This is a genomic window from Synechococcus lacustris str. Tous, from assembly GCF_003011125.1.
GTDB lineage: Bacteria > Cyanobacteriota > Cyanobacteriia > PCC-6307 > Cyanobiaceae > Synechococcus_D > Synechococcus_D lacustris.
The window spans coordinates 1-12,472 of record NZ_PXVC01000009.1 but is presented as its reverse complement, the minus strand read 5'-3'; the positions used below and the strand labels follow the sequence as shown (position 1 = coordinate 12,472).

At 43.3% G+C, this 12,472-nt stretch carries 10 protein-coding genes; 6 read left to right on the top strand and 4 right to left on the bottom strand.

The window, feature by feature from the left end; translation table 11 throughout:
• Position 1: 1 nt before the first annotated feature.
• Complete coding sequence (locus C7K08_RS03655) at positions 2-2,767, bottom strand: DEAD/DEAH box helicase (RefSeq protein ID WP_106499298.1); 2,766 nt, start codon at positions 2,765-2,767, stop codon at positions 2-4.
• 11 nt (positions 2,768-2,778) lie between these two features.
• On the opposite strand from C7K08_RS03655, the gene C7K08_RS03650 reads away from it, so the two are divergent.
• The 4 genes from C7K08_RS03650 to bioD all read left to right on the top strand — a co-directional run bounded on the left by C7K08_RS03650 (position 2,779) and on the right by bioD (position 6,003).
• Complete coding sequence (locus tag C7K08_RS03650; protein ID WP_106499297.1) at positions 2,779-3,921, top strand: aminotransferase class I/II-fold pyridoxal phosphate-dependent enzyme; 1,143 nt, start codon at positions 2,779-2,781, stop codon at positions 3,919-3,921.
• Between the two features lie 290 nt (positions 3,922-4,211).
• A complete protein-coding gene (locus tag C7K08_RS15165) occupies positions 4,212-4,607 on the top strand; it encodes a hypothetical protein (protein WP_161955809.1) in 396 nt (131 codons plus the stop codon).
• Between the two features lie 3 nt (positions 4,608-4,610).
• Positions 4,611-5,408: a methyltransferase domain-containing protein gene (locus C7K08_RS03640; protein WP_106499295.1), complete on the top strand. Its 798-nt coding sequence runs from the start codon at positions 4,611-4,613 to the stop codon at positions 5,406-5,408.
• A 4-nt stretch (positions 5,409-5,412) separates the two neighbouring features.
• Positions 5,413-6,003, top strand: a complete 591-nt coding sequence (bioD, locus tag C7K08_RS03635) for a dethiobiotin synthase (RefSeq protein WP_106499294.1) — start codon at positions 5,413-5,415, stop codon at positions 6,001-6,003.
• Positions 6,004-6,011: 8 nt separating this feature from the next.
• Here the strand turns inward: bioD and C7K08_RS03630 are convergent, their stop codons facing one another.
• Positions 6,012-6,788, bottom strand: coding sequence for a glucose 1-dehydrogenase (locus tag C7K08_RS03630; protein ID WP_106499293.1), 777 nt, complete (start codon positions 6,786-6,788; stop codon positions 6,012-6,014).
• A gap of 165 nt (positions 6,789-6,953) precedes the next feature.
• On the opposite strand from C7K08_RS03630, the gene C7K08_RS03625 reads away from it, so the two are divergent.
• A complete protein-coding gene (locus tag C7K08_RS03625; RefSeq protein ID WP_106499292.1) occupies positions 6,954-7,913 on the top strand; it encodes a VOC family protein in 960 nt (319 codons plus the stop codon).
• 1,448 nt (positions 7,914-9,361) lie between these two features.
• The gene (locus C7K08_RS16795; RefSeq protein ID WP_106499289.1) at positions 9,362-10,828 is read left to right on the top strand and encodes an MFS transporter; all 1,467 of its coding nucleotides are present in this window, start codon (positions 9,362-9,364) and stop codon (positions 10,826-10,828) included.
• 34 nt (positions 10,829-10,862) lie between these two features.
• On the opposite strand, the gene C7K08_RS16790 is transcribed toward C7K08_RS16795, so the two are convergent.
• Positions 10,863-11,339: a glutathione peroxidase gene (locus tag C7K08_RS16790; RefSeq protein ID WP_106499288.1), complete on the bottom strand. Its 477-nt coding sequence runs from the start codon at positions 11,337-11,339 to the stop codon at positions 10,863-10,865.
• 45 nt (positions 11,340-11,384) lie between these two features.
• A partial coding sequence (locus C7K08_RS16130) for an MGH1-like glycoside hydrolase domain-containing protein (protein WP_423218679.1) occupies positions 11,385-12,472 on the bottom strand: 1,088 nt, incomplete at its 5' end.

Genomic DNA, 12,472 nt, shown 5'->3' with positions numbered 1-12,472 from the left:
GTTACGCATCCAGAAGTGATGCCCTAAGTGTGGCTGGATTAAGGGAATCGTCGATAACCCCAGGCAGCTCTTCTTTAACCGGGAAACGGTTGATCATCTGCAGGGCGCGGCGGCCATTGCGGCGCAGCTCTTCACTTACGGCCGGGCAATAGGGCAATTGGGCGAGGAGATCCACCGTGCGGCGCATCAGGCGCACCACATCGCCTTCATCCAAGGAGGTGTTGGCAATCAGATCACTCCAGCTTTCGCCCTCGGCCCAGGCCTTCACCAAACCCATCAGATCCGGTTCCCACCAGAGCGGGAACAACACCCCATGGCGTTCCTGCAGKCGCGCCAATTCCCGCCGCAGGCCGCGCAGGTCGTGGAGTGCCTCCTCTGCTTTKGGGGGAGGTGGGTAAGCGCACCAAAGATCGGGACGGCTCACCTCCGTAGATATTGCCTCAAGGGCAGCAGCTARATCAGCTGGTGGTAATTCATCAAAATGACCACTCATTAAAGATAAACCAAGCCAGAGCTCGTTATCACCCCTAAGGGCCGCCACTGTTAAACCAACTTCCGTGGGTTCAAGTTCATCAAGGCAGCCAAAGTGTTGGAGTATTTCAATTAAATCAAGAAATGTTTCCCAATGGCGATTAGCGCGGTGATGCAATAAACGCTGACGTTCAGCAATCTCTTCTTCTAATTCCTCCATGCGCCGCCGCTGCTTCTTTAATTGCTTGCGATCACCCCAACGGTGGGCTGGGTGTAATTCCAAATCGTGTTCTAAATTATTTACTAATTCCGCTTGATCGCGCACCTCACCAGCCAGGTCGTAYTGGGGGGTGTGCATGTCGTGGCGGCGGGCCATAGCAACCACAGCAAGRGCTAAACCACCACTGTGCTGATCGCCATGGCGCAATTCCCCAACCCGATCTAATTCCGGTACGGGAATATTTTGCACCTGTAAACAACTCAATTCAGCATGGATACAAACCACGGCATGGCATGGCACCACAATCCAAATGTTTTCATCCGTAAGGCAAAGCAACAGGGGAAATTGAGCGGCCCCTTGTAATTTCTCCACAATAACTGCTGGCGACACACCACCACGCAATTGAGGTGCCTTAATACTCACCAATGTGCCGGGGCTTGCAAATTGCAAAGCAAGGGTTAGTTCGTGGGCTAATGTTTCCTCTGCCTGCTGCTGAAGAATGCGCAGCAATCTTCTTTCYTCCCTCAAGCGACTACGTTGCTTTTCGTAGTCTTCGAAATCTTCCCATGGCACATCGGTGGAGGTTTCTCCWAGTTGTTCCAACTGCTGCCGCAGGGAAGTTATRCGCGCTTGATCATCAGCTAAATCCAAAGTAGCCAAGTAGCGACCAAAACTGCGTTCCACCAATTCCTTAGCTTTTGGTAATGCATAACGCTGCAATAGGTTGAGCACCATGCCRTAGCTAGGGGTGAATTGACTCACCAATGGATCAGCTGGGCTTGTGGCAAGTTGGCCAGCTTCCTTAACACCTTCAAACCTACTTTGCATTGCCACCACATATCCCTGCACATCCAGGCCGCGRCGGCCAGCCCTACCAGACATCTGTAGAAATTCACTGGCCATTAAAGGCCTGTGGCCATTTTCAGTGCGCTTTGAAAGGGATGAAATAACAGTGGTGCGGGCAGGCATATTGATACCAGCAGCTAAGGTTTCTGTGGCAAAAACCACTTTCACCAAACCCTGCTGGAATAATTCTTCTATCAATTCCTTCCAGGCCGGTAAAACACCAGCATGGTGAGATGCCACACCACGAAGWAGGGCCTCTGCGTGATAACCATCGCGCACAGCCTCAGGACACTTCAAAGCAAAGGCTTCTAATTGCCGTTGTATGGAARCAGCCTCTTCTTTATTTAGCAAAGATGCCTTAACAAGATCGCGCACTGCTTTATCACAACCCCTACGGCTAAACACAAAAATAATTGCGGGCAACATTTCCCGTTCTGCCAATTGTGCAACCACAAAACCCATGCTGGGCGCCTCCGGTTGGGGTGGCTTAGCCGATTTCCCCTTGCGTTGATGGCCCTTAGGAGCGCGCCAAACCTTGCAGTTGGGATGAAGGCCGGTGCCGGCCTCGTTTAGCAATGGATGCAAACCTTTTGCACTACAAAAATTGAATTGCAGTGGCACTGGCCTGAAATCGCTAAGGATTAAATCGGTGGGGCCGTGCACCTGCTCAATCCAATCCGTTAATTGACCTGCATTGGCAACCGTTGCAGATAAAGCAACCAACTGAATTGCAGAAGGGCAGTGGATGATTGATTCTTCCCAAACGGTGCCCCGCTGGGAATCATTCATGTAGTGGCATTCATCGAGCACCACCGCCTCAACGCCATCTAGGGGGTCTTCGCTGTTATCGATCTCCGCATAGAGCATGTTGCGAAAAATCTCAGTGGTCATCACCACAATTGGGGCCTCCCTGTTTGCGGTGAGGTCACCGGTCATCAAGCCAACATTGTTGGCGCCAAACTGCTCCCTAAAATCACGCAATTTCTGATTGGAGAGAGCCTTGAGCGGGGTGGTGTAGAACACTCTCTGGCCATGGGCCAAAGCGCGATGGATGGCGTATTCACCAATCAACGTTTTACCGGAACCTGTGGGGGCACTCACCACCACCGAATGGCCCTGGTTCAAAGCGCCGATGGCTTCCAACTGGAATTCATCCAGGGGGAACGGGAAAAGTTGCCCTGGATCCAGGGGGGCARCACCGTTGGCAGGGGAGCTAGCGGTGGCATTCATCGTTGAATCTTATGGCTGAATTGAAACCAGAAAGGCGCCGGCAGCTGCGCACTTTCATTAGTAAAGCTGCTGGACACCTAGAAACCCCTAGTGGTAACAGTCTGCTAGACCTCGCCAGTAATGACACCCTTGGCTTGGGTAGAAATCCCAAAATCAGCAGAGCTGCCATTGCAAGCATTGAAAAGGGAGGTGTTGGAGCTGGTGCTTCAAGGYTGGTGAGCGGCAGCCGCCCTGAACATGAACAGCTGGAAATAGCATTAGCCAAATGGTTAAAGCGGGGACGGGTATTGCTTTTCCCCAGTGGCTTTCAGGCAAATATTGCAGCTGTTGCAGCCCTTGCTGGTAGGCATAGCCTGGTGCTAGCCGATCAACTAATCCACCAYTCATTACTGGTGGGCATCAAAGCAACRGGAGCAAAACTGMAAAGGTTTAAACACAACAACCTTGAAGATCTACAGCAAAAATTAGAGSAGATCCGAGCTGATGATGTTGAAAGAGAATTGCTGGTAATTAGTGAAAGCCTATTCAGTATGGAAGGCTCTAGCCCAGATGTAAAAGCGCTAGCAATGCTATGTACAAAATACAATGCAARCCTATTACTTGATGAAGCCCATGCCCTTGGAATCATGGGCATGGGRGGCAAAGGGCTAGGYCATGGCATTGATGGAATAACTTTGATCAGTGGCACCTTTGGCAAGGCCTTTGCCAGCGGTGGCGCCTTCTTGGCAGCGRATGGGGRAGTAGCAGAGAAATTGCTTCAAACCAGTGGCGCCTTTCGCTACAGCACCGCCTTAGCACCACCATTGGCAGCAGCGGCGCTRGAGGCCCTGGAATTKATAGGTTCAGCGGATGCGGAGSAAATGAGGCAACAGTTAAGTGCAARCGCAAATGAATGGCGCAACACGCTCGAGCAACATGGCTGGCCTCGCCCCCCMGGCAATGGTCCGATCCTTGCCATAAAGCTGGGGGGTGATAAARAGGCGCTTGAAATGCAGAAACAACTTGAACAGGCGGGGCTGCTGGTGATAGCAATCAGGCCGCCAACGGTGCCAGAGGGCCAGGCGCAACTAAGGGTGAGCTTGCGGCCAAACCTGCCAAAAGAAWGCCTTAAAAAATTCATGGCCATCCTTGGAAAAGGAGGCAGCAAAGAATGAAAAGGACATGGCAATTAATAGCCGTTCATGGCTGGGGYAGTGATCAACGCTGCTGGCAATCATGGCGCGAACCATGCAAGAAAAGAGGCTGGCWTCTTGAGTGCTTTGAGAGAGGTTATGGCGAATTCAAAGAAAACTCACCYGAATGGCAAMACAGCTACAAGCATGCATTAATTGTTAACTCCTTRGGGCTACATCTCACACCAAGCAAAATTCTAGMAAATTCAGATGCSGTGATTCTGTTAGCTAGTTTTGGCAAATTTGTGCCAGAAGGAAGYGATGGCAGGAACATGCAAATTGCCCTCAAAGCAATGGCGCAAAAAATAGAAATAGGCAAAATAAGGGAATTATTTGAAGAGTTCAGGGAAAAAGTAGCGGCACCGCAGCCGGTGGAKTATCTACCTGCAGGRGTGGAAGATCAGGAGATATCAGAAAAAGGTAAAAAAAAATTASTAGATGATTTAGTTTTACTTTCTAGCTGCAAGGGGATACCAGAAGCCTTCCCACAGAAAGCAGCAGTTTTGATAGTGGAAGCTGGCGATGATCAAATTGTGAGCGAGGCCAGCAAAACAAAACTGCGTTTAGAGCTAAAAAATGCAGAAACCATCAAACTTGATGGGATAGGCCATGGATTATTGCTGCCAACATTGGCTGAAACAATGCTCACCTGGCTGGCGAAACAATAAGCCATGGAAATAAAACCTTGCCAAGCTTTTAAAAAAGCAGCAAAAAATTATGCAAAAAAAGCCAAACTGCAACAAGCGGTGGCTTGGAGATTAGCAAAACATTGCCAAAACCTAGAGGTGCCCGATGGAACAATCTGGGATTTTGGCGCAGGAAGTGGACATCTAGCYAGRGCTTTGGAAAATCAAAAAAAGAARTTTTGCGCMCTATTAGTAGATGAATGCAAAGAACTACTAGCAGAATCAAAATTCACAARCATGAGGAAAATGGAATGGGATTTAAATCAAGGAGTGCCAGCTRTGGCAAAGGGTGCTGCATTAATAGCAAGCAGTTTTGCATTGCATTGGTTAGATAATCCAGTAGAAAAAATAAAAGAATGGGGAGATGCAATAGCCCCAGGAGGCTGGCTAGCAATAACAGTGCCCGTAGAGGGAAGTTTTACAAGTTGGCAGATCGCAGCCGAAAAAGCTGGAGTGAAATGCACAGCTATCAAGCTACCAAATTGGCATGAATTAACAAAAAGCCTCAGCGAAGTAGCAGAAATAAAGAAGCACAAAATAATTAGATATAGCAAACAATATAGTTCAGGCATRGAATTCCTAAAAGAAATKAAATCAATGGGAGCRAATGGAGGTGCTATTCACACACTAAATCAGAAAGAATTRAAAAAACTAAACAATTGCTGGCCACAAGAAATAAACAAAGAAATGCAACAAAAAAGGCAGAGCCGTGGGGAAGACAAGATAACRATAAACTGGAATATTATGCTAGTAATAGCACAAAAGCCAATGGCAAAGAATTAAGCAAATGGACACACATAGCCGCATAATTGTTGCAGGAACAGACACAAATGTAGGTAAAACAATAGTAAGCAGCTTGCTTGTAAATAAATTAAATGCCCACTACTGGAAACCGGTGCAATGCGGCGATCTAGATACAGGTGGCGATAGCGCAACTGTAAAAAAACTAAGCGGTATAAAAGCAAACCKGATTATCCCAGAAGCCTATAGATTAAAAATGCCAGCATCGCCAAACCAAGCGGCAGCTGCGGAAGGAATAACAATAGATAAAGAAAATTTAAAGCTACCTAACCATGAAGGTGCCTTAGTGGTTGAACTRGCGGGAGGTTTAATGGTACCGCTAAGAGATGACTGGCTTCAAATTGATCAAGTTAAAATGTGGAATTTACCAGTAGTGCTTGTTGCGCGATCTGGGCTTGGCACCTTAAACCACACACTATTATCAATAGAGGCGCTCGAAAATAGAAATATAAAAGTGGCAACACTAATACTTAATGGGGAGAAGCACAAAGAGAACTACAACACATTACGAAGGATATTAGAATCRARAATARTGGTAGAAGAACTAAGTGAGAGAATAAAAGYTAAAAACAACTAAATAACAACTTAGAGACCGGGACTTGATTGCATAATTCCACCGTCAGCAAAAATAGATGTGGCAGTTATGTAGCTTGCGGCATCACTGGCCAAGAAAGCAACAACTGCAGCGATTTCACTGGGCTCAGCCATCCGACCCATAGGTATGGCAGAATTTAATTTAGCTAAAAGCTCGGGATTATTAATTGTTGGAGCATTGATAGGTGTATTAACGGCGCCAGGGCCCACATTAACAACCGTAACGCCATGGGGCGCTAGCTCAACACCTGCGGTGCGGGCGAGCATCCGAACACCACCCTTAGCCAAACAATAGGCTGTGTTATTTGGCATGGGCCAATCTTCATGAACAGAAGAAATATTTATCACCCTGCCACCACCTCCCTGGGMAATCATCTGCTTGGCAGCAAATTGTGTACCAAAGAAGGCGCTTTTCAARTTAACATCTAAAACCTTGTCGTAGTCTTCAGGGGTAGTATCTAGAATAGAGGTGCGCGTTTCAAGACCTGCATTATTAACCATAACATCAAGGCGGCCGTARGTTGCAACAGCGAGATCCACAACTCCCTGAAGCGAATCTAGRTKAGTAACATCAGCCTGAGCGCCRATAGCAATTCCACCTGAGGCAGMAATCTCAGACARAATGACTTCAGTAAGTTCAGGGTGAGATCTATAATTAATAACWACACTAGCCCCACGAGCAGCAAGTTCKATTGCAACCGATTTACCAATACCACTGTTAGCACCRGTAAYAATTGCAACTTTKCCCTTCAAAAATTGTTCAGMCATGGGGTAAACAYRCTAATTGCARAATTTACTATWTAATAYTAGCACAACTAGYCAAGAATAATTTAAAAAAATTTGTCTGTCAGCAAATGRGCATACATCACAAGAAAAACCAAGAAATGCAGCAATCAGGGTATTRTAWATAGAAATTTTTTCTGATGACACMGCATGCCAAACAAGATAGYAAGCATCGCGCAAACAACAAAAAACYTAGATGACCAAGTTAAATGGTACTGCGAAAATCTTGGTTTTMAGGCTGGCAAACGAGAAATACTRRAAGGCAATTGGTTTGACGAACTTTTGGGTATGCAGAACGCAGTTGTTGATAAAGCCAAATTGCACCTTGGGGAGGAAGAACTTGAACTTTGGGAATTCCAAAATATAGAGAGTTTAAAACAAAATAATTATCAAGGTGAAATGATACCAGCAGACTCAAAGAGTAATGATCTCTGGTTTCAACACATTTGCATAGTTGTAAGTGATATTGAAGAAGCATTTACCAAAGGAGCAAATAAAGCAGTCCAAATTTCAAGCAGACCACAAACACTACCAGAATGGAATACTGGTGCGGCAAATATTAAAGCCGTAAAATTTAAAGGTATTCATGGACATCCGTTGGAACTTCTGAATTTCCCAAAAGACAAAGGAGATGATAGATGGCATAATRATAACGGTGATTTATATTTGGGTATAGACCACACCGCCATTGGCGTATCAGATACAAAGAGAAGTTTGCAATTTTACAACGGAATCCTTGGACTTGATATTCTTGGGCAAGGCACTAACTATGGAACAGAACAGGATGAAATGGATGGCTTAAAGAATACAAAGGTTTTAATAAGTACTCTTAGGCCAAACCCTCATGGGATSGGGATTGAACTRCTTGACTATCAATTACCAAACCAAGAACGAAGACCCAGAAWTAACCCGAAACCAACTGATTTAAATGAGTGGAGGATAATATTATCAGTAAATAACCTAAGCGAACTATATGGGAAAATAGCAACAAGCAATTTGCCACAATCATTTGGCTCTATARTATCAATACCTGMTAGTAYTTGGGGAGCAAGAAAAGCTTGCAGACTAAGAGATCCAGACGGACATGCATTGATACTAATTGAAGAATAAAGAAAACCTTCAATCTCCGTATGCCGGATCWGAACCAGTTAAACGAATRATACGTGTTCCATTATTGCCAACAGGTCCAGCATAGGAACCAAGTATTTGAGGATTTATGGGAGATCCYAAACTAGGCGCTACAGGTACATTAGGMCGCCAAAATAACTCTAATGCACCTCCTGAGCCTGATAAATTATCATAACTCGTAGATAACGAAAGTTTTAAACGAGGATTAAAGTGATAATTTAGTTGCAATTGACCGCCGGGGGCAGAAGCACCATCGTAATCAKATATATAATAAAACCTAGGCAAAAAAACCAAGGMATTGATACCCGTAGGCACTGAAACTTGWATGTTAAAAGGTGATAGAATAGATTTTCCAGGGGAAGGGTAAGCTCGATTGCCAATTGGGGCCGCAAAAGTACTAACTAATTGGAAATTAGGTGACGTAACCTCGAATCCAACACCAAGTTGTTGGTARTAAAGCCCAGCCTGCAGAGCATTATCATAACCAAAATTGACTCCCCAAAAACTATCAGCTCCAGTTAATAGCTTCCGATAGCCTATTCGCACGCTATCACCGATAGAATCAATATATGAACTATTGATATTGTCAGTTTCGATTGGGCGCTGCTTAACRTAARTTGTATTGTCAATAAATAYTTGAGAATTTGTATTAATYAACAAAGGAAGATAATGATTATATTCGATCCGATTGGAAGACTGTAAAGGCGCCAAAAGGAATTTAAAAGTATCATTAGGAATAACAAGCGAGGAGATTTCTACAACATCTTGTTTGGAGTCATGCTGAGGTTGAGCTAATGCTCCARGCGAAAAGAAAGCGGATAGRGGTAATGAGAGRAAAARGGTAAGTAGKAAAMAGTGATTATTCATAAATRTAAAAGAATTTTAATTAACAWGCARATTAAAATYAAGGGAGATTAATWGTTYTTAAACTCCATGAGCTCAAAATAATTACCAAAYGGATCKGGAATGAAGAAACGATTACGGTCTGGCAATAAAACCTGATCTTCAACAATATGACCACTGGTTTCCAACTTACTCCTCAAAGCAAGAACATCTTCAACCTCTAAACAAATATGCCTACCAACAGGCGAAGCAACAAAATCATTRGTAAAACTCAAATGTATCATCATATCTAARAATCTGAACCACATCAAATCGAAATCCTTGAGAAGCTCGGGTGGAAGAACAACCTCTTGCATCTCAAGGATATCAACATAAAAYGCCCTAGCTAGATCGTGACCACCAGGCTTAGCCATCAAAGCGATGTGGTTRAGGCGGKTTATACGCCTGTGCATTCTTAAGGCTTCAGACATGGAAAWAGTTAAAAGCATTTTATTTTAGCAGTTCTCAAAAAATAGGCCATAACTSGWGATGGCCTTGCCTARGGGTTGGCWTTTGTGCTGCCTCTGATAGAGTAAGAAAAAAMTTTTATGGCACCAACTCAATTTAGAACCAAATTTCTGGCTGACCTCATAGACAARGATAAATACAAATGGTATGCGCTGCTAGTTGTTCAGATGAGTATCCTGCTAGTTGGGGTTGATTCAACAATATCAAACCTAGCTCTCCCAAATATAACTAAGGATTTAATTACAACTGCAAGCACATCGGCATGGGTAATATCTGCATTCTTCATATCTGTAGCWGTTTCCTTACCAGCTGCAGGACGACTCTCAGATTTATATGGAATGAGAACTATATTTATAACAGGATTCTTTATCTACACCTTAGCCACTGCATTCTGCGGCCTGGCGCCATCAATAGAAATTTTGATACTAATGCGCATTTTTCAAGGAATGGGKGGGGCTGCACTATTGGCGAACAGTAATGTAATATCATTAACRGTATTTCCACTAAAACAACATGGGCTTGCACTGGGAATAAATGGAACGGTATTTTCTATTGGCTATGCCCTTGGTTTCACATTAGGTGGTCAATTAATCGGTAGTTTTGGATGGAGATCTATTTATTATGTAAACGTGCCTATTGGTATAATAGCAATCCTAATAGGACTATTTATACTTAAGGATCAATATCTTCAAAATGTTATTGCAGACAAATCAGACAAGAGCTTTGATTTTGCTGGTTTTGCSCTATCTGCATTTGGGATAGGGGCTACAATGCTATCAGTTGTAAAAATATCATCYGGGAAAACGATTACACAGCAAAGTATAATATTGTTTATTCTTGGAATAATATCAATTGTTATGTTTGTTAAAACTGAACTACGCATGAAAAAACCACTTCTKGACATACATTTATTTTCGATCGGAGAATTTGCCAGAGGAACATTCACCCGTCTATTAAATAACTCAATAGTAGCTGCATGCACATTTGCCATACCTTTTTTCACGCAACAAGTTTTAAAATTTAGCCCTTTGCAGAGYGGCCTTGTTATGATGCCTTATGCTTTTGGCTTGGCAATCGTTGGCCCAATTGCAGGAAAATTAAGTGATAAGTACGGAGCCAGATGGCTAACAACATCAGGTTTTGTATGCGGTGGTATTGCGTTAATAGGACTTGAGAGCATTAGTGAAGCTCCTAGTAATGCTACAGGAATAGAAGAAATAGTTGTTAAGCTAAGTATTGCTATGTTCTTGGTTGGAAGCGCAGCAGGRTTGTTTGTATCTCCCAACAATAGTTCAGCACTGGATTCAGTTCCTTTAAAAAGTACTGGCTCAGCCTCTGGRGTGATATGGGCTGTGAGCTTCATAGGCTCAGCTTTTGGTACTGCATATGCAGCATCAATGCTCCGTGAGGTTCTGAAGGTTGGTACAGCATCAATCGCTTATTTAAAYGCTCAATCATTGCTCTTCAAYACTTTAACTGTATTTAGTTTTGTTGGCGGMTATCTATGCTTTACGCGAAGAARAACAAAAATAGTACATCACGAGTRATTCAACTAAATTACTAAAAAAATTTACACACAGCYTAAGCAATTGGGTCAACCAATTTCTCTATGAGTTGCTGAATTTCAATAGAAGACAAACATACATCAGATGGAAACCGCTTTACTAAAGAGCCCTGCCKATCAATTAAAAACTTCTCGAAATTCCAAGTCACTGGTGYGGAATCATYGGTGAGCACCTTGAAAAGGGGATGAATATTAGGTGCAACACAACTAATCTTTGAAAAGAGCGGAATATTCAATCTAAATGTAGAAGCAAGAAATAGCATAACTTCATCAACACTCTTGGGCTCCTGAGCACCAAAATCATTACAAGGAAATGCAAGAATYTTTARCCCCCTRGGYCCATAGAGCATATCAAGTAAACGCAATGATTCATACTGAMCAGTGTAACGACACTCACTTGCAACATTAATTATRAGAAGAGGTGAGCCCAAAAAACTGCTCATTGGAAGCAATGAACCATCAACAGCAGRAACAGAAACGGATGAGATGTTCATGRTAGAAACACTAGAATRAAGTGAATGGRMATAAATAATAGAYAGTTAATCACCACTAAATCCCCAGCGATGYAATAGCATTCTCCTTACCATAGCYGTCCATCCGGTTTGATGGCTAGCACCAACACCGGTRCCATCATCACCRTTRAAATATTCATGGAAGTTGTATAAATTCTCGGCATTRGTTAAAATATCTAGGTATGAATTTGGCTTAATGAAAGGAGCTTTTTTATCTTCATTAGATTGAAAYARCGAGATCAATCTAGCCTCCAAATCATTCGCWATATGGCCAAGATGTAGATTACAGCCAGAAAAAGTGGGGTATTCAATAAGAAAGTCGTCACCTAAAACTCGATGATATTCCCTTAGTGCTTCAATTAATAAGTAGTTGATGGGCATCCAAACAGGGCCRCGCCAATTTGAATTGCCTCCAAACATRGCAACAGGGCTATCAGCAGGTGAATACTTAAGTGATGCRGTAATCCCCGAAACAKTCATTGAGAAAGGATTTGATTCATGAAACTTAGAAAGGCTACGTATGCCATAATCAGATAGAAATTCAGATTCATCAAACAACCATCTGCACACTCTTCTCAGCCGATAGGGGGAAACCATCGCAAAAAGGTATCTACCAGTTGAGTAGCAACCAAGATGGGCAATAGATAGGCTGTAATCATCAATACCATGAACTTGCACATAGGACAAGATTGCATTATCCATATTTAAATTCTTATCAACATCCAGATCACTACTGCTAAAAGATTGCACAGCTAGTAGGGGAATAATTCCAGTTAGTGACCTAACTCTTATATATTCAGCCGTTCCATCAGGCCTTCTTAAAAGATCATAGTAAAAACCATCTTGGCAATCCCAGTTCAAATAGCCACGCTCCTCCTTACTATTRAGSGAGGATACAGAATGCATAAAGCTAATAACAAACCGCYGAACCAATTCACCACTATAATCAACACTACTGTTATGTTGCACATTTATAGCCCGTTGTTTYAARGCAACTACTATCTTCAACATATAAAKCGTAAGCAACCCCATCCAAGCTGTACCATCAGCCTGCTCAATACGGCTGCCATCACTAAGTGGATATCTACGGTCGAAAGGGGAGATATTATCTAAAC